Genomic DNA, 14,646 nt, shown 5'->3' with positions numbered 1-14,646 from the left:
CGGGCGACAACGTGTCGATGGATGTGGAGCTGATCGCGCCGATCGCGATGGACGAGGGGCTGCGCTTCGCCATCCGCGAGGGTGGGCGCACCGTCGGCGCCGGCGTCGTCGCGTCGATTTCGAAGTAATCGGCAGGAACGCGGGTCCCACACCATGGACAACCAGAACATCCGCATCCGCCTCAAGGCGTTCGATCACCGCGTGCTTGATGGCAGCACGCGGGAGATCGTGAACACCGCGAAGCGGACCGGTGCGCGCGTGCGGGGCCCGATCCCTCTGCCGACGCATATCGAGCGTTTCACCGTGAACCGCTCTCCGCACGTCGACAAGAAGTCGCGCGAGCAGTTCGAGATCCGGACTCATCGCCGCCTCCTCGACATTGTCGATCCGACCCCGCAGACGGTGGACGCGCTGATGAAGCTCGACCTCGCCGCCGGCGTGGACGTCGAGATCAAGATCTAAGGCCAGAGGGAAATAGAGCCATGGCCGCGAAGAAGGGCCGTACCGGCCTGATCGCGAAAAAGCTGGGCATGTCCCGGCTGTTCAACGAGGACGGCTCGACCGTTCCCGTGACGCTGCTGCACGTGGACCAGGTCCGCGTGATCGCGACCCGCACGGCGGAGAAGGACGGCTACGAGGCCGTCCAGCTCGGCATCGGCGTGGCGAAGCCCAAGAACGTCTCCAAGGCGAACAAGGGCCATTTCGCGAAGGCCGGCGTCGAGGCGCCGCAGAAGGTCGTCGAATTCCGCGTCGGCTCCGATGCGGTGATCGACCCGGGCACGCTGCTCAGCCCCGCGCATTTCGTGAAGGGCCAGAAGGTCGACGTCACGGGTGTCACGGTCGGCAAGGGCTTCGCGGGCGCGATGAAGCGCTGGAACTTCGCGGGTCTCGAGGCGTCGCACGGCGTGTCGGTCAGCCACCGTTCGCATGGTTCGACCGGCAACCGCCAGGACCCCGGCAAGACCTTCAAGAACAAGAAGATGGCCGGCCACCTCGGCGGCGAGCGCGTGACCACCCAGAACCTGGAGGTCGCGCTGGTCGATGCCGAGAAGGGGCTGCTGCTGATCAAGGGTGCGGTGCCCGGTTCGAAGGGTGGCTACGTCATGATCCGCGACGCTGAGAAGCGCGCGCGCCATGCCGATGCGCCCTTCCCGACGGCCGCTGCCTGAGAGGGATGGTCATGAAGCTTCCTGTCATCTCCCTCGACAACGCCGCCGCCGGCGAGATCGACCTGCCGGATGAGGTGTTCGGCGCCGCGCCGCGCGCCGACATCATGGCGCGGGTCGTGCACTGGCAGCTGGCGAAGCGCCGCGCCGGCACGCACAAGGCCAAGGGCATGGGCGAGGTCTCCGGCACGACCAAGAAGCCGTATCGGCAGAAGGGCACCGGCAATGCACGCCAAGGCTCGCTGCGCGCGCCGCAGTACCGCAAGGGCGGCGTGGTGCATGGGCCGGTCGTGCGCGACCATGGCTACAGCCTGAACAAGAAGGTGCGTCGTCTAGGCCTGATCTCGGCGCTGAGCCAGAAGGCGGCCGAGGGCAAGCTGGTGGTTCTGGACAATGCCGCGCTGCCGGCCGACGCCAAGACCGGCGCCGTGGCGAAGCAGCTGAAGGCGCTGGGCTGGACCAGCGCGCTGGTGGTGGATGCTGCGGCGGACGAGAACTTCGCCCGCGTCATCAGCAACCTGCCGAAGGTGCAGGTGCTGCCGACCATCGGCGCCAATGTGTACGACATCCTGAAGCACGACGTGCTCGCGGTGACGCGCGCCGGCGTGGAAGCGCTGAAGGAGCGGCTGGCATGAGTGACGCCGCGAAGACCAAGCGCCCGGTGATCGGCCGTGAGCGCATGTACCAGGTGATCCTCTCGCCGCTGGTGACCGAGAAGGCGACGCTGCTGAGCGAACGCGGCCAGGTCTCCTTCAAGGTGGCGCCGGACGCCACCAAGCCGCAGATCAAGGCGGCGGTGGAAGGCCTGTTCGGCGTGAAGGTCCTTGGCGTGAACACGCTGGTCGTCAAGGGCAAGGCGAAGCGCTTCCGGAACCGTCCGGGCCAGCGCTCCGACTGGAAGAAGGCGATGGTGCGCCTGGCCGAGGGCCAGAGCATCGACCTGACGACGGGGCTCGCGTAAGTCATGGCGCTCAAGAATTTCAATCCCGTCACGCCCTCGCTGCGCGGCACGATCCTCATCGATCGGTCCGAGCTGTGGAAGGGCGCGCCGGTCAAGGGCCTCACCGAGGGGAAGCATTCCACCGGTGGGCGCAACCAGCACGGCCGCATCACCGTCCGGTTCCGTGGCGGCGGGCACAAGCGCGCCTATCGCCTGGTGGACTTCAAGCGTCGCACGAAGTTCGGCGTGCCGGCGATCGTCGAGCGGCTGGAGTACGACCCCAACCGCACCGCGTTCATCGCCCTGCTGAAGTACCAGGACAATGAGCTCGCCTACATCATCGCGCCGCAGCGCCTGAAGGTGGGCGACACGGTGATCGCGGCCGAGAAGGCCGACATCAAGCCGGGCAACGCGATGCCGATGGCGGCGATCCCGGTCGGCACCATCATCCACAACATCGAGCTGAAGCCCGGTGCGGGCGGCAAGCTCGCGCGCTCGGCGGGCACCTTCGCGCAGCTGGTCGGCAAGGACCAGGGCTATGCGCAGGTGAAGCTGCAGTCGGGCGAGCTGCGCGTGATCCGGTCGGAATGCATGGCGTCGATCGGCGCCGTGTCGAACCCGGACAATTCCAACCAGCAGCTCGGCAAGGCCGGGCGGTCTCGCTGGCTGGGCCGCATGCCGCATAACCGCGGCGTGGTGATGAACCCGGTTGACCACCCGCATGGCGGTGGTGAAGGCCGTACCTCGGGTGGCCGGCATCCGGTCACCCCGTGGGGCAAGCCCACGAAGGGTGCGAAGACCCGCAACAACAAGCGGACCGACGGGCAGATTGTCCGCCGCCGCAACGCGACGAAGGGCTGATCGCGATGTCGCGCAGCGTCTGGAAGGGGCCGTTCGTCGACGGCTACCTGCTCAACAAGGCGGAGGCCGCCCGTGCGTCCACGCGCAACGAGATCATCAAGATCTGGTCGCGCCGGAGCACGATCCTGCCGCAGTTCGTCGGCCTCACCTTCGGGGTCTACAACGGCAAGAAGTTCCTGCCGGTGCAGGTGACCGAGAACATGGTGGGCCACAAGTTCGGCGAATTCTCGCCGACGCGCACCTTCACCGGCCATGCGGCCGACAAGAAGGCGAAGCGGGGCTGACATGAGCAAGCCGAAGCATCCCCGGACCCTCGACGAGACGCAGGCGCAGGCCGTGACGTGGAACATCCGCGTCTCCCCGCGCAAGCTGAACCTGGTCGCCGGCTTGATCCGCGGCAAGCGGGCGCAGGACGCGGTCGCGCAGCTGACCTTCAGCAAGCGCCGCATCGCCGTGACGGTGAAGAAGACGCTGGAATCCGCGATCGCCAATGCCGAGAACAACCACAGCCTCGATGTCGACCGCCTGGTCGTCTCGAAGGCCGAGGTGGGCCGCGCCATGGTGATGAAGCGCTTCCACGCGCGTGGTCGCGGCCGCGCGTCCACCGTCGAGAAGTGGTTCAGCCACCTGAAGATCGTGGTGGCGGAACAGCAGCTGGCAGCACCCGTCGCCGAGCAGGAGGCCGCGTAACATGGGCCACAAAGTCAATCCGATCGGGCTGCGGCTGGGCATCAACCGCACCTGGGACAGCCGCTGGTATGCCGGCGGCGACTACGCGAAGCTCCTGCACGAGGACTTCAAGCTGCGCGAGACCCTCGCGAAGCGCCTGAAGGGTGCCGGCGTGTCGCGCATCGTGATCGAGCGTCCGGCGAAGAAGCCCCGTGTCACGATCCATGCCGCCCGCCCGGGCGTCGTGATCGGCAAGAAGGGCGCGGACATCGAGGTGCTGCGCAAGGACCTGATGAAGATGGCCGGCGCCGAGGTGGCGTTGAACATCGTCGAGATCCGCAAGCCCGAGATCGACGCGACGCTGGTGGCCGAGAACATCGCCCAGCAGCTGGAGCGTCGCGTGGCCTTCCGCCGTGCGATGAAGCGCGCGGTGCAGTCCGCCATGCGCCTGGGCGCCGGCGGCATCCGCATCAACTGCTCGGGTCGCCTGGGCGGGGCCGAGATCGCGCGCATGGAGTGGTATCGCGAGGGCCGCGTGCCCCTGCACACGCTGCGCGCCGATATCGACTTCGGCGTGGCGACCGCGAAGACCACCTACGGCACCTGCGGTGTGAAGGTGTGGATCTTCAAGGGCGAGATCATGGGGCACGATCCGATGGCGCAGGACAAGCGCGCCGCGGAACAGGCGCCTCAGCGCTGAGAGTGATGGATCATGCTGCAGCCTAAGCGCACCAAGTTCCGAAAGGCCCATAAGGGCCGCATCCATGGCCTGGCGAAGGGCGGCTTCACGCTGTCCTTCGGCGGCTTTGGCCTGAAGGCCCTCGAGCCGGAACGCGTCACCGCGCGCCAGATCGAGGCCGCCCGTCGCGCCATCACCCGCGCGATGAAGCGCCAGGGCCGCGTGTGGATCCGCATCTTCCCGGATGTGCCGGTCTCCACCAAGCCGGCGGAAGTCCGCATGGGGTCCGGCAAAGGCGCGCCCGAATACTGGGTGTGCCGCGTAAAGCCGGGCCGCGTCATGTTCGAGATCGACGGCGTGCCCGCCGACACGGCGCGCGAGGCGCTGTCGCTCGGTGCGGCGAAGCTGCCGATAAAGACCAAGTTCGTCACCCGCCTGGGTGCGGAGGCCTGACCATGGCTGCGACCAAGATCGGCGACATCCGCGTGAAGTCCGCGGACGAGCTCAACGCAATGCTGCTCGACCTGCGCAAGGAGCAGTTCAACCTGCGCTTCCAGCGCGCGACCGGCCAGCTTGAGGCGCTCAGCCGCATCAAGCAGGTCCGCCGCGACATCGCGCGGGTCAAGACCATCATCGGCGAGCGCACCCGCGCCGCCGCAACCGCAGCCTGAGAGGAGACCGACGGCCATGCCGAAGCGCGTCCTCACCGGGCGGGTCACCAGCGACAAGACGGACAAGACCATCACGGTCCTGGTCGAGCGTCGCGTGATGCATCCGCTCTACAAGAAGTTCATCCGGCGTTCGAAGAAGTACGCTGCGCATGACGACGCCAACCTGTGCAAGGAAGGCGACGTGGTGCAGATCGAGGAATGCCGCCCGATCAGCAAGTCGAAGTCCTGGGTCGTGGTCGAGCGCAACGGCGCCTCGGTCGAGCGCCCGGCCTTCCTTGCCGTGGCTGCGGAGGCCTGATCCATGATCCAGGTCGAATCCAACCTCGAAGTCGCCGACAATTCCGGTGCGCGCCGCGTGCAGTGCATCAAGGTGCTCGGCGGCTCGAAGCGCAAGACCGCGGGCGTGGGCGACATCATCGTCGTCTCCGTGAAGGAAGCGATTCCGCGCGGCAAGGTGAAGAAGGGGACCGTGGAGCGCGCCGTGATCGTGCGCACCGCCTACCCGGTGCGCCGGCAGGACGGCACGGTGATCCGCTTCGACCGCAATGCGGCGGTGCTGATCAACAAGCAGAACGAGCCGATCGGTACCCGCATCTTCGGGCCGGTGGTGCGCGAGCTGCGCGCCAAGAAGTTCATGAAGATCATCTCCCTGGCGCCGGAGGTGCTGTGATGGCTGCGAAGATCCGCAAGGGCGATCGCGTCCAGGTCCTCACGGGCAAGGACAAGGGCCGGCAGGGTGAGGTGATCCGGGTCAACCCGACCGAAGGCCGCGCCTTCGTGCAGGGCGTGAACCTGGCCAAGCACCATCAGAAGCCGCAGGGCATGGGCCAGCCGGGTGGCATCATCGAGAAGGAGGCGTCGATCAACCTCTCCAATCTCGCGCTGCTCGACCCGAAGTCCGGCAAGCCGACGCGCGTCGGCTTCAAGACGCTGGAAGATGGCAAGAAGGTCCGGGTGGCGAAGGCCTCCGGCGAAGTGATCGACGCATGAGCGAAGCACGCGAACAGCCCCGGCTGCGCAAGCACTACGACGAGGTGGTCCGCAAGGCCCTCTCGGAGGAATTCGGGTACAAGAACCCGATGGAAGTGCCGAAGCTGGAGAAGATCGTCATCAACATGGGCGTCGGCGAAGCCGCCGGCGACCAGAAGAAGCTCGACGCCGCTGTCGCCGAGCTGACGGCGATCGCCGGCCAGAAGCCGGTCAAGACCAAGGCGAAGAAGGCCATCGCGGGGTTCAAGATCCGCGAGGGCATGGCGATCGGCACCAAGGTGACGCTTCGCCAGCAGCGCATGTACGAGTTCCTCGACCGGCTCGTGACCATCGCGCTGCCGCGCCTGCGCGACTTCCGTGGCCTGCCGGCGAACAAGGGCTTCGACGGGCGGGGGAATTTCTCCCTCGGCCTGAAGGAGCAGATCGTGTTCCCCGAGATCAGCTACGACAAGGTCGACGCGATTCGCGGCATGGACATCGTCTTTGTCACGACGGCGAAGACGGACAAGGAAGCGAAGGCGCTGCTCACGGCGTTCCAGCTTCCCTTTCAGAAGTGATTTTGGAAAACCGCCGGGTACGCCCGGCAGGTTCCGGAGGATTTTGACGGCATGGCCAAGACCTCGTCTGTCGAGAAGAACAAGCGTCGTGAGAAGCTGTCCAAGCTTCACGCGCCGAAGCGCGCCGCCCTGAAGGCCGTGATCATGGATCGCGAGCTGCCGGTGGAGGAACGCTTCGAGGCGACGCTGAAGCTCGCACAGTTCCCCCGCAACGGTGCCAAGATCCGCGTGCGTCTGCGCTGCGAGATCACCGGCCGCCCGCGCGGCAACTACCGCAAGTTCAAGCTCTGCCGGAACCAGCTCCGGGAATTGGCCTCGAAGGGCCAGATCCCCGGCGTGGTCAAGGCGAGCTGGTAAGGAAGGACCGGCCATGTCGATGTCCGATCCGCTGGGTGACATGCTCACCCGCATCCGCAACGCCCAGTCGGCGCGTCAGTCGCGTTGCAAGGCGCCTGCGTCCCGCCTGCGCGAGAACGTGCTCGAGGCGCTGAAGCGCGAGGGCTATATCCGCGCCTGGCGCACCGAGGAGCTGCGCCCCGGCGTGCGCTTCATCGAGATCGAGCTGAAGTATTCGGAAGGCGAGCCCGCCATCAAGGAGATCACCCGCGTCTCCAAGCCTGGCCGGCGCGTCTATTCCAAGATCGCGGAACTGCCGCGCATCTATAACGGGCTGGGTACCTCCATCCTCTCCACGCCGCGCGGCGTGATGAGCGAGAACGAGGCCCGCGCCGCCAATGTCGGCGGCGAAGTCCTCTGCCGCGTGTTCTGACGGGAGGCGCACAGACATGTCTCGCGTTGGGAAATATCCCGTGCCGGTTCCCGCGGGCGTCACGCTCGCGCTGGCCGGCCGCACGCTCACGGCCAAGGGCAAGCTCGGCGAGCTCAAGCTCGACCTGACGGACGACGTCGATGTCGAGATCAAGGGGTCGGAGGTCGCGGTGTCCCCGCGGCGTACCGACCGGCGCGCGCGCACCATGTGGGGCACGACGCGCAGCCTGATCAATTCGATGGTCACCGGCGTGTCGACCGGCTTCGTGAAGGCGATGGAGATCAACGGCACCGGCTATCGCGCCGCGGTCCAGGGTTCCGACCTGGTGCTGGCGCTGGGCTATAGCCACGAGATCCGCTACCCGATCCCGGCCGGCATCAAGATCACCTGCGAAAAGCCGACCGCCATCAAGGTGGAAGGGTCGGACAAGCGCCAGGTGGGCCAGGTGGCTGCCGAGATCCGCGCGTATCGCGGCCCCGAGCCCTACAAGGGCAAGGGCGTCAAGTACGAGAACGAGCAGATCCTCCGCAAGGAGGGTAAGAAGAAGTAATGGCCAGCACCAAGCTCGACCTCGAGGCGCGGCGCCGCCGCCGCCTCCGCTTCCAGCTCAAGTCGAAGTCCGGCGGGCGCGTGCGCCTGTCGGTGTTCCGCTCGGGCAAGCACATCTACGCGCAGGTCATCGACGACAAGCAGGGGCGCACGCTCGCCGCGGCTTCGTCGATCGAGAAGGCGATGCGCGAAGGCATGAAGACCGGCGCCGATCGCGACGCCGCGACGGCAGTTGGCAAGCTGGTCGCCGAACGTGCGCTCGCGGCCGGGGTGACGGAAGTCGTCTTCGATCGCGGACCCTATCTCTATCACGGGCGCGTCAAGGCGCTCGCGGACGGCGCCCGCGAGGGCGGGCTGTCGTTCTGAGAGGCTGACAGACATGGCATATGCACCGAGGTCCGGCGGCGAGGGTGGTGGCGAAGGCGGGCGCGAGCGCCGCGGCCGCCGTCGCGACGGCAACGAGAATCGCCAGGAGCGCCAGGATGGCGACGAGCTGAAGGACAAGCTCGTCACCATCAACCGCGTCGCCAAGGTGGTGAAGGGTGGCCGTCGCTTCTCCTTCGCGGCCCTGGTCGTGGTCGGCGACGAGAAGGGGCGCGTGGGTTGGGGCGCGGGCAAGGCGCGCGAAGTGCCGGAAGCCATCCGCAAGGCGACGGAGCGTGCCAAGCGCACGATGATCCGCGTGCCGATGCGCGAGGGCCGCACGCTGCACCACGACGTGATCGGCGAATTTGGCGCCGGGCGCGTGATCCTGCGCGCGGCGCCGGCGGGTACCGGCATCATCGCCGGCGGCCCGATGCGCGCGGTGTTCGAGACCCTGGGCATGGGCGACGTGGTCGCGAAGTGCCTGGGCTCGGCCAATCCGCACAACATGGTGAAGGCCACCTTCGCGGCGCTGTCGCGCTGCACCTCGCCGCGCGCGGTTGCCGCGCGTCGCGGCAAGAAGGTCGCCGATATCCTGGGCCAGAAGAAGGACGCCCCCGAGGCGACGGAGGCCGCGAGTGTCTGATCAACCCAAGAAGACCGTGAAGGTGACCCAGCTCGGGTCGCCGATCGGCCGCAAGCCTGGCCAGCGTGAGACGCTGATCGGTCTTGGCCTGAACAAGCGTCACCGCACGCGGGAGCTGGAGGACACTCCGGCCGTGCGCGGCATGATCCGCAAGGTCGCGCACCTCGTGCGCGTCGAGGATTGAGTCATGAAGCTCAATGAAATCCGCGACAACGACGGTGCGCGGCCGAAGTTCAAGCGCATCGGCCGCGGCATCGGCTCCGGCAAGGGCAAGACCTCTGGCCGCGGCGTGAAGGGTCAGAAGGCGCGCACCGGCGTGTCGCTGAACGGCTTCGAAGGCGGCCAGCTGCCGATCTACCGGCGGGCGCCCAAGCGCGGCTTCGTCAATCCGTTCCGCAAAGACTACGCGGTGCTGAACCTTGGCACGCTGGACGCGGCGATCGAGTCGGGCCGCCTGCCCGCCGGCGCCGCGGTGGACGAGGCGGCGCTGAAGGCGGCCGGCCTGGTGCGCACCTCGGCCAAGCTGGTCGGCGTTCGGCTGCTGGCGAAGGGTGAGATCAAGCGTGCCGTGTCCATCACCGTCTCCGGCGCCTCGGCGGCCGCGATCGCGGCGGTGGAGGCGGCGGGCGGGTCGGTCACCCTGACCGCTGCGCCGGCGGAACCCGCGTCCGAGTGATGTCGCCGGCCACTGCGCCGGAGGCATCCGCGCGCGGGGGTGGCGTGGCGCCTGTGTACCGGACCGACCGGGCCCTTGTGCCCGACGGGCCGCGTGGCTAGGTCAGGGATCGGTTTTCGGCGCGGCGCGCGGGGTGACCCGGGCGCCGCTGTCGCTTAGGCCGTGGCCGGCGCCCGCGGACGCCCAGGCCGCGGTCCGGCAGCGTGGTTCATGAGCATGGGGTCCGCCAGGCGCGGCCATGTTCCAGGAGGAAGTGCATGGCGTCGGCGTCCGAGCAGGCGATGTCCAGCCTCAATTTCGGGGTGCTGGCGAAGGCGACCGAGCTCAAGAAGCGCATCTGGTTCACGCTGGGTGCTTTGATCGTCTATCGATTCGGCACCTATGTCCCGGTGCCTGGCGTCGATGCGGCGGTGATGGGCGAGATCCTCGCCCAGCATGGCGGCGGCATCCTCGGCATGTTCGACATGTTCACCGGCGGTGCGCTGGGGCGCATGACGGTGTTCGCGCTCAACATCATGCCCTACATCAGCGCGTCGATCATCGTGCAGCTGATGACCGCGGCGATTCCCTCGTGGGAGGCGCTGAAGAAGGAAGGCGAGGCGGGACGCAAGAAGCTCAACCAGTATACCCGCTACCTGACGGTGGTGATCGCCATCGCGCAGGCCTGGGGCATTGCGGTCGGGCTGGAGGGCATGCGCGGGCAGTTCGGCGCGGCGGTCTGGGATCCGGGCTGGTTCTTCCGATTCTCCTGCGTCATCACGCTGGTCGGCGGCACCATGTTCCTGATGTGGCTGGGTGAGCAGATCACCGCGCGCGGCGTGGGCAACGGCATCAGCCTGATCATCTTCGCCGGCATCGTGGCGAACCTGCCCTCGGCGCTCATCGGCACGCTGGAACTCGGGCGCACCGGTGCGCTGTCGACCTTCTTCATCATCTTCTTCCTGGCGGCCGCGCTCGCGATCATCGCCTTCGTGGTGTTCATCGAGCGCGCACAGCGGCGCATTCCGGTGCAATACCCGAAGCGCCAGGTCGGCAACCGCATGTTCAGCGGGGAAGCGACCCACCTGCCGCTGAAGCTCAATACCGCCGGCGTCATCCCGCCGATCTTCGCGTCGTCGCTGCTGTTGCTGCCCGCGACCATCGCCGGGTTCTCGACCGACCCGACGCAGGAATCCTGGCTGCAGTCGATCACCGCCGCCCTGGCGCACGGCAAGCCGATGTACATGGTCCTGTACATGGGGCTGATCGTGTTCTTCGCCTTCTTCTACACCGCGGTGGTGTTCAACCCGGCGGAGACGGCCGACAACCTGAAGAAGTACGGCGGCTTCGTGCCGGGCATCCGTCCCGGGCAGAACACCTCGGACTACCTTGACCGGGTGCTGACGCGCCTGACCGTGGTCGGTGCCATCTACCTCTGCATCGTCTGCATCATCCCCGAGATCCTCATCAGCCAGTACGGCGTGCCGTTCTACTTCGGTGGCACTTCCCTGCTGATCATCGTCTCTGTCACCATGGACACGGTGGCGCAGGTGCAGTCGCATCTCTTCGCGCACCAGTATGAAGGCCTGATCAAGAAGGCCAGGCTTGGTGGGCGCGGCATGCCGCGTCCGCGCTGAGGGGGGAAGTGACGGGGATGAACCTGATCCTGTTGGGACCGCCTGGCGCGGGGAAGGGCACGCAGGCCAAGCGGCTCGAGGAGCAGTTCGGCATCGCGCAGATCTCGACCGGCGACATGCTGCGCGCCGAGGTGAAGTCGGGCAGCGCGATCGGCCTCGAAGCCAAGGCGATCATGGAGCGCGGCGACCTGGTGCCGGATGGCGTGATCACCGCCATGCTGGCTGCCCGCGTGTCGCGCCCCGATTGCGCCAAGGGGTTCATCCTGGATGGCTTTCCCCGCACGGCGCCGCAGGCGCAGGCGCTGGATGCCATGCTGACCGAGAAAGGCCTGAAGCTCGACCACGTGATCGAGCTGAAGGTGGATGACGCGGCGCTGGTGGATCGCATCGCGGGGCGCTTCACCTGCGCCAGCTGCGGCGCCGGCTACCACGACAGCTTCAAGCCGCCGGCCAAGGCTGGCGTGTGCGATTCCTGCGGCGGGACGGAATTCATCCGCCGCGCCGACGACAAGGCGGAGACGGTGGCGGCCAGGCTGGAAGCCTATCACCGCCAGACGGCGCCGCTGCTGCCCTACTACGCCGCCCAGGGGAAGCTCTCGGGGGTGGATGGCATGGCATCGATGGACGAGGTGAGTCGCCAGATCGGCGCCATCCTGTCCGGGAAGGCTTGACTCCATGGGGGGCGGGGGCTAGATCGCCCGCTCCCGCGGCAGGGGGTACCCCGGCCGCCGATCATCGTTGCATGGACTTGTTCACTGCGCCGGGGGGCATCTGCCCCGCTCGGCGGTTTTCGGGGCTCGGCCCCAGGAGAGGCACTGTGGCGCGCATCGCCGGCGTGAACATCCCGACCAACAAGCGGGTGCTCATCTCGCTTCGCTACATCTTCGGCATCGGGCCGCAGAATGCGAAGGAAATCTGCGGCAAGCTCGGGATTCCCGACGAACGCCGGGTCAACCAGCTGACCGATGACGAGGTCCTGCGCATCCGCGAGATGATCGACCGGGATTACCGCGTCGAGGGCGACCTGCGGCGTGAACAGGCGATGAATATCAAGCGCCTGATGGACCTGGGCTGCTACCGCGGCCTGCGCCACCGCAAGGGCCTGCCGGTCCGCGGCCAGCGCACCCACACCAATGCGCGCACGCGCAAGGGCAAGGCGGTCGCGATCGCCGGCAAGAAGAAGGTGACGAAGTAAGATGGCCCGCGAACCCCGCGGCGGCGCCCGTGGCCCCGTCAAGCGCAAGGAACGGAAGAACATCACCTCGGGCGTCGCCCATGTGCTGGCTTCCTTCAACAACACGATCGTGACCATCACCGACGCGCAGGGCAATGCCATCGCCTGGTCGTCCTCGGGGTCGCAGGGCTTCAAGGGCAGCCGCAAGTCCACCCCGTACGCGGCGCAGGTCGCGGCCGAGGACGCGGGCCGCAAGGCGCGCGAGCACGGGATGGAGACGCTCGAGATCATGGTGTCGGGCCCCGGCTCGGGCCGCGAATCGGCGCTGCGCGCACTGCAATCCGTGGGCTTCTACGTGACGTCCATCAAGGACGTGACGCCGATCCCGCACAATGGCTGCCGGCCCCGGAAGCGTCGTCGCGTCTGAGGACGCGCTGAGGGCGTCGCGTCTGACCGACGCGGCCCCAGCGCGCGTATCCGCGCGCCGCTTCCCGATGTGGCCTGGCGAAAGGAGAGAGTGATCGTGCTCGAGAGGAATTGGCGCTCGCTGATCGAGACGCAGAAGTCCGTCGAAATGGGGGCGGACCCGCTGCGCACGGCGACCGTCGTGCTGGAACCGCTCGAGCGCGGCTTCGGCATGACGCTGGGCAATGCGCTGCGGCGCGTGCTGCTGTCCTCGCTGCAGGGCGCGTCCGTGACCGCCATCCGAATCGATGGCGTGCTGCATGAATTCAGCTCGATCCAGGGCGTGCGCGAGGACGTGACGGACATCGTCCTGAACGTGAAGCAGCTCGCCATCCGGATGCAGGGCGAAGGCCCCAAGCGCCTGGCGCTGACCGCCACGGGACCGGGCGAGGTCACCGCCGGCCAGATCCAGACCACCGGCGACATGGAAATCGCGAATCCCGACCTCGTGCTCTGCACGCTGGACGACGGCGCGAAGCTGTCCATGGAACTGACCGTCGACATCGGCAAGGGCTACGTGCCGGCCAGCGAGAACCGGCCGGAAGATGCGCCGATCGGCCTGATCCCGATCGATGCCATCTATTCCCCGGTGCGCCGCGTGGCCTATCGCGTGGAACCGACCCGCGTCGGCCAGCGCACCGACTTCGACAAGCTGATCCTGACGGTCGAGACCGACGGCACGCTGGCCCCGGAAGATGCGGTGGGCGTTGCCGCCCGCATCCTGCAGGAACAGCTCCAGATCCTGATCAACTTCGACGAGCCCCGCGCGCGCGTCGAGGAAGAGATCCGCGACGACCTGCCGTTCAACCGCAACCTGCTCCGCAAGGTCGATGAGCTGGAACTGTCGGTCCGCTCGGCGAATTGCCTGAAGAACGACAACATCGTCTATATCGGCGACCTGGTTCAGAAGACCGAGCAGGAAATGCTCCGCACCCCGAATTTCGGGCGCAAGTCGCTGAACGAGATCAAGGAAGTGCTCGCCTCGATGGGCCTCGGCCTGGGCTTGACCGTGACCGGTTGGCCGCCCGAGAACATCGAGGAACTCGCGAAGAAGGTCGAAGAGCCGTTCTGACGAACGGTTCTCACGAAGGATAGATCACCATGCGTCACGGAATGGCCGGGCGTAAGCTCAGCGTCACCTCGTCCCACCGCCTCGCCATGTTCCGCAACATGGCGACGTCGCTGATCAAGCACGAGCAGATCACCACCACCCTGCCCAAGGCCAAGGAACTGCGCCCGTATGTCGAGCGCATCATCACCCTGGGCAAGCGCGGCGGTCTGCATGCGCGCCGCCAGGCGCTCGCGCAGATCCGCGACGAGAAGGTGGTGACCAAGCTCTTCAGCGAGATCGCCGACCGCTACAAGGCGCGTTCGGGCGGCTACACCCGCGTGCTGCGCGCCGGCGTGCGCTACGGCGATGCCGCGACCATGGCGGTGATCGAACTGGTCGACCGCAACCCGGCCGCCAAGGGCCTGGACAGCGGCCCGAAGCCGGAGGCCGCGGCGGACGACGCGACCGAGAACTGACGCACAGCGCAACCGCGCTGCTGCGGAAGGGGGAAGGCGTCGCGCCTTCCCCCTTTTTTTGTTCGTGCGGGGTGCGGCATTGGCGCGCCGACATCGATGGCCGATGGTGTGTGGCGGCTGACAACCAGCCAGCGACGCCGTCGTCGGCGGGTTTCGAAAACAGGTACCGGTCGGCGCCGGCATGCGCGCGCCGTGCGGCCTGGGCGGGTGTCGGGCTCAGGACTGGTGGTGTCCCCGGCGAGATTCGAACTCACGGCCCCAGGATTAGGAATCCTGTGCTCTATCCTGCTGAGCTACGGGGACCCACCGGCACGGCCTATACCACGCG

The 14,646-nt window shown here is 67.3% G+C and carries 27 protein-coding genes, 1 tRNA gene and 1 pseudogene; 28 read left to right on the top strand and 1 reads right to left on the bottom strand.

Annotated elements, in window-relative coordinates; all coding sequences use genetic code 11:
- From tuf to rplQ, 28 genes and pseudogenes are all read left to right on the top strand, one after another.
- Positions 1-128, top strand: a pseudogene (gene tuf, locus LQ222_RS14625) (elongation factor Tu); the annotation flags it as partial.
- A gap of 25 nt (positions 129-153) precedes the next feature.
- Positions 154-462, top strand: a complete 309-nt coding sequence (gene rpsJ / locus LQ222_RS14620) for a 30S ribosomal protein S10 (RefSeq protein WP_137127378.1) — start codon at positions 154-156, stop codon at positions 460-462.
- A 20-nt stretch (positions 463-482) separates the two neighbouring features.
- Positions 483-1,169, top strand: coding sequence for a 50S ribosomal protein L3 (gene rplC / locus LQ222_RS14615; RefSeq protein ID WP_230167495.1), 687 nt, complete (start codon positions 483-485; stop codon positions 1,167-1,169).
- 11 nt (positions 1,170-1,180) lie between these two features.
- Complete coding sequence (rplD, locus tag LQ222_RS14610) at positions 1,181-1,801, top strand: 50S ribosomal protein L4 (protein WP_230167493.1); 621 nt, start codon at positions 1,181-1,183, stop codon at positions 1,799-1,801.
- A 29-nt stretch (positions 1,802-1,830) separates the two neighbouring features.
- Positions 1,831-2,127 (top strand): 50S ribosomal protein L23, encoded by a 297-nt coding sequence (locus LQ222_RS14605; protein ID WP_230167501.1) that lies wholly within the window; start codon positions 1,831-1,833, stop codon positions 2,125-2,127.
- Between the two features lie 3 nt (positions 2,128-2,130).
- A complete protein-coding gene (gene rplB / locus LQ222_RS14600; protein WP_230167491.1) occupies positions 2,131-2,967 on the top strand; it encodes a 50S ribosomal protein L2 in 837 nt (278 codons plus the stop codon).
- A 5-nt stretch (positions 2,968-2,972) separates the two neighbouring features.
- Complete coding sequence (gene rpsS / locus LQ222_RS14595) at positions 2,973-3,251, top strand: 30S ribosomal protein S19 (protein WP_198370885.1); 279 nt, start codon at positions 2,973-2,975, stop codon at positions 3,249-3,251.
- A 1-nt stretch (position 3,252) separates the two neighbouring features.
- Entirely contained in the window at positions 3,253-3,657 is a 405-nt protein-coding gene (gene rplV, locus LQ222_RS14590) for a 50S ribosomal protein L22 (protein WP_230167489.1), read from the top strand.
- A gap of 1 nt (position 3,658) precedes the next feature.
- Positions 3,659-4,336: a 30S ribosomal protein S3 gene (gene rpsC, locus LQ222_RS14585; protein ID WP_230167487.1), complete on the top strand. Its 678-nt coding sequence runs from the start codon at positions 3,659-3,661 to the stop codon at positions 4,334-4,336.
- Between the two features lie 12 nt (positions 4,337-4,348).
- Positions 4,349-4,768 carry a 50S ribosomal protein L16 gene (rplP, locus tag LQ222_RS14580; protein WP_230167485.1) on the top strand — a complete coding sequence of 140 codons (420 nt, stop codon included), beginning with the start codon at positions 4,349-4,351 and terminating at the stop codon, positions 4,766-4,768.
- A gap of 2 nt (positions 4,769-4,770) precedes the next feature.
- Complete coding sequence (gene rpmC / locus LQ222_RS14575; protein ID WP_256444031.1) at positions 4,771-4,986, top strand: 50S ribosomal protein L29; 216 nt, start codon at positions 4,771-4,773, stop codon at positions 4,984-4,986.
- A gap of 16 nt (positions 4,987-5,002) precedes the next feature.
- A complete protein-coding gene (rpsQ, locus tag LQ222_RS14570) occupies positions 5,003-5,284 on the top strand; it encodes a 30S ribosomal protein S17 (protein WP_230167484.1) in 282 nt (93 codons plus the stop codon).
- A 3-nt stretch (positions 5,285-5,287) separates the two neighbouring features.
- Positions 5,288-5,656, top strand: coding sequence for a 50S ribosomal protein L14 (gene rplN, locus LQ222_RS14565; RefSeq protein ID WP_137127388.1), 369 nt, complete (start codon positions 5,288-5,290; stop codon positions 5,654-5,656).
- Entirely contained in the window at positions 5,656-5,976 is a 321-nt protein-coding gene (gene rplX / locus LQ222_RS14560) for a 50S ribosomal protein L24 (RefSeq protein WP_230167482.1), read from the top strand. The genes rplN and rplX overlap by 1 nt, the downstream gene beginning before the upstream one ends.
- Positions 5,973-6,533: a 50S ribosomal protein L5 gene (gene rplE / locus LQ222_RS14555; protein ID WP_230167481.1), complete on the top strand. Its 561-nt coding sequence runs from the start codon at positions 5,973-5,975 to the stop codon at positions 6,531-6,533. Before rplX ends, rplE begins: the two co-directional genes overlap by 4 nt.
- Before the next feature lie 51 nt (positions 6,534-6,584).
- Entirely contained in the window at positions 6,585-6,890 is a 306-nt protein-coding gene (gene rpsN, locus LQ222_RS14550; protein WP_230167479.1) for a 30S ribosomal protein S14, read from the top strand.
- A gap of 13 nt (positions 6,891-6,903) precedes the next feature.
- Entirely contained in the window at positions 6,904-7,302 is a 399-nt protein-coding gene (gene rpsH / locus LQ222_RS14545) for a 30S ribosomal protein S8 (protein WP_230167477.1), read from the top strand.
- Positions 7,303-7,318: 16 nt separating this feature from the next.
- The gene (rplF, locus tag LQ222_RS14540; RefSeq protein ID WP_230167475.1) at positions 7,319-7,852 is read left to right on the top strand and encodes a 50S ribosomal protein L6; all 534 of its coding nucleotides are present in this window, start codon (positions 7,319-7,321) and stop codon (positions 7,850-7,852) included.
- A complete protein-coding gene (rplR, locus tag LQ222_RS14535) occupies positions 7,852-8,217 on the top strand; it encodes a 50S ribosomal protein L18 (RefSeq protein WP_230167474.1) in 366 nt (121 codons plus the stop codon). Before rplF ends, rplR begins: the two co-directional genes overlap by 1 nt.
- 13 nt (positions 8,218-8,230) lie before the next feature.
- Complete coding sequence (gene rpsE, locus LQ222_RS14530; RefSeq protein WP_230167472.1) at positions 8,231-8,860, top strand: 30S ribosomal protein S5; 630 nt, start codon at positions 8,231-8,233, stop codon at positions 8,858-8,860.
- The gene (rpmD, locus tag LQ222_RS14525) at positions 8,853-9,044 is read left to right on the top strand and encodes a 50S ribosomal protein L30 (RefSeq protein WP_230167470.1); all 192 of its coding nucleotides are present in this window, start codon (positions 8,853-8,855) and stop codon (positions 9,042-9,044) included. The genes rpsE and rpmD overlap by 8 nt, the downstream gene beginning before the upstream one ends.
- Positions 9,045-9,047: 3 nt before the next feature.
- Positions 9,048-9,536, top strand: a complete 489-nt coding sequence (rplO, locus tag LQ222_RS14520; RefSeq protein WP_230167469.1) for a 50S ribosomal protein L15 — start codon at positions 9,048-9,050, stop codon at positions 9,534-9,536.
- Between the two features lie 257 nt (positions 9,537-9,793).
- Positions 9,794-11,152 (top strand): preprotein translocase subunit SecY, encoded by a 1,359-nt coding sequence (secY, locus tag LQ222_RS14515; protein ID WP_230167467.1) that lies wholly within the window; start codon positions 9,794-9,796, stop codon positions 11,150-11,152.
- 17 nt (positions 11,153-11,169) lie between these two features.
- The gene (locus tag LQ222_RS14510; protein ID WP_230167465.1) at positions 11,170-11,823 is read left to right on the top strand and encodes an adenylate kinase; all 654 of its coding nucleotides are present in this window, start codon (positions 11,170-11,172) and stop codon (positions 11,821-11,823) included.
- 146 nt (positions 11,824-11,969) lie between these two features.
- Complete coding sequence (gene rpsM, locus LQ222_RS14505; protein ID WP_230167463.1) at positions 11,970-12,347, top strand: 30S ribosomal protein S13; 378 nt, start codon at positions 11,970-11,972, stop codon at positions 12,345-12,347.
- A gap of 1 nt (position 12,348) precedes the next feature.
- Positions 12,349-12,753, top strand: coding sequence for a 30S ribosomal protein S11 (gene rpsK, locus LQ222_RS14500; protein WP_230167462.1), 405 nt, complete (start codon positions 12,349-12,351; stop codon positions 12,751-12,753).
- A gap of 93 nt (positions 12,754-12,846) precedes the next feature.
- On the top strand, positions 12,847-13,863 hold the full coding sequence (locus LQ222_RS14495; RefSeq protein WP_198370889.1) for a DNA-directed RNA polymerase subunit alpha: 1,017 nt from the start codon (positions 12,847-12,849) through the stop codon (positions 13,861-13,863).
- A 29-nt stretch (positions 13,864-13,892) separates the two neighbouring features.
- Entirely contained in the window at positions 13,893-14,318 is a 426-nt protein-coding gene (gene rplQ / locus LQ222_RS14490) for a 50S ribosomal protein L17 (protein ID WP_230167460.1), read from the top strand.
- A gap of 226 nt (positions 14,319-14,544) precedes the next feature.
- On the opposite strand, the gene LQ222_RS14485 is transcribed toward rplQ, so the two are convergent.
- A tRNA-Arg gene (locus LQ222_RS14485) sits at positions 14,545-14,621 on the bottom strand.
- Positions 14,622-14,646 lie beyond the last annotated feature (25 nt).

The organism is Roseomonas sp. CECT 9278 (genome assembly GCF_918698155.1).
In the GTDB taxonomy this organism is placed as follows: Bacteria; Pseudomonadota; Alphaproteobacteria; order Acetobacterales; family Acetobacteraceae; genus Neoroseomonas.
This window is presented reverse-complemented; position numbering and strand designations above follow the sequence as displayed.

What these genes read in the sequence shown, in the direction of transcription:
- rpsJ (WP_137127378.1), top strand. Translation starts at nt 154, where the DNA reads ATGGACAACCAGAACATCCGCATCCGCCTCAAGGCGTTCGATCACCGC.
- rplC (WP_230167495.1), top strand. Translation starts at nt 483, where the DNA reads ATGGCCGCGAAGAAGGGCCGTACCGGCCTGATCGCGAAAAAGCTGGGC.
- rplD (WP_230167493.1), top strand. Translation starts at nt 1,181, where the DNA reads ATGAAGCTTCCTGTCATCTCCCTCGACAACGCCGCCGCCGGCGAGATC.
- rplB (WP_230167491.1), top strand. Translation starts at nt 2,131, where the DNA reads ATGGCGCTCAAGAATTTCAATCCCGTCACGCCCTCGCTGCGCGGCACG.
- rpsS (WP_198370885.1), top strand. Translation starts at nt 2,973, where the DNA reads ATGTCGCGCAGCGTCTGGAAGGGGCCGTTCGTCGACGGCTACCTGCTC.
- rplV (WP_230167489.1), top strand. Translation starts at nt 3,253, where the DNA reads ATGAGCAAGCCGAAGCATCCCCGGACCCTCGACGAGACGCAGGCGCAG.
- rpsC (WP_230167487.1), top strand. Translation starts at nt 3,659, where the DNA reads ATGGGCCACAAAGTCAATCCGATCGGGCTGCGGCTGGGCATCAACCGC.
- rplP (WP_230167485.1), top strand. Translation starts at nt 4,349, where the DNA reads ATGCTGCAGCCTAAGCGCACCAAGTTCCGAAAGGCCCATAAGGGCCGC.
- rpmC (WP_256444031.1), top strand. Translation starts at nt 4,771, where the DNA reads ATGGCTGCGACCAAGATCGGCGACATCCGCGTGAAGTCCGCGGACGAG.
- rpsQ (WP_230167484.1), top strand. Translation starts at nt 5,003, where the DNA reads ATGCCGAAGCGCGTCCTCACCGGGCGGGTCACCAGCGACAAGACGGAC.
- rplN (WP_137127388.1), top strand. Translation starts at nt 5,288, where the DNA reads ATGATCCAGGTCGAATCCAACCTCGAAGTCGCCGACAATTCCGGTGCG.
- rplX (WP_230167482.1), top strand. Translation starts at nt 5,656, where the DNA reads ATGGCTGCGAAGATCCGCAAGGGCGATCGCGTCCAGGTCCTCACGGGC.
- rplE (WP_230167481.1), top strand. Translation starts at nt 5,973, where the DNA reads ATGAGCGAAGCACGCGAACAGCCCCGGCTGCGCAAGCACTACGACGAG.
- rpsN (WP_230167479.1), top strand. Translation starts at nt 6,585, where the DNA reads ATGGCCAAGACCTCGTCTGTCGAGAAGAACAAGCGTCGTGAGAAGCTG.
- rpsH (WP_230167477.1), top strand. Translation starts at nt 6,904, where the DNA reads ATGTCGATGTCCGATCCGCTGGGTGACATGCTCACCCGCATCCGCAAC.
- rplF (WP_230167475.1), top strand. Translation starts at nt 7,319, where the DNA reads ATGTCTCGCGTTGGGAAATATCCCGTGCCGGTTCCCGCGGGCGTCACG.
- rplR (WP_230167474.1), top strand. Translation starts at nt 7,852, where the DNA reads ATGGCCAGCACCAAGCTCGACCTCGAGGCGCGGCGCCGCCGCCGCCTC.
- rpsE (WP_230167472.1), top strand. Translation starts at nt 8,231, where the DNA reads ATGGCATATGCACCGAGGTCCGGCGGCGAGGGTGGTGGCGAAGGCGGG.
- rplO (WP_230167469.1), top strand. Translation starts at nt 9,048, where the DNA reads ATGAAGCTCAATGAAATCCGCGACAACGACGGTGCGCGGCCGAAGTTC.
- secY (WP_230167467.1), top strand. Translation starts at nt 9,794, where the DNA reads ATGGCGTCGGCGTCCGAGCAGGCGATGTCCAGCCTCAATTTCGGGGTG.
- LQ222_RS14510 (WP_230167465.1), top strand. Translation starts at nt 11,170, where the DNA reads ATGAACCTGATCCTGTTGGGACCGCCTGGCGCGGGGAAGGGCACGCAG.
- rpsK (WP_230167462.1), top strand. Translation starts at nt 12,349, where the DNA reads ATGGCCCGCGAACCCCGCGGCGGCGCCCGTGGCCCCGTCAAGCGCAAG.
- rplQ (WP_230167460.1), top strand. Translation starts at nt 13,893, where the DNA reads ATGCGTCACGGAATGGCCGGGCGTAAGCTCAGCGTCACCTCGTCCCAC.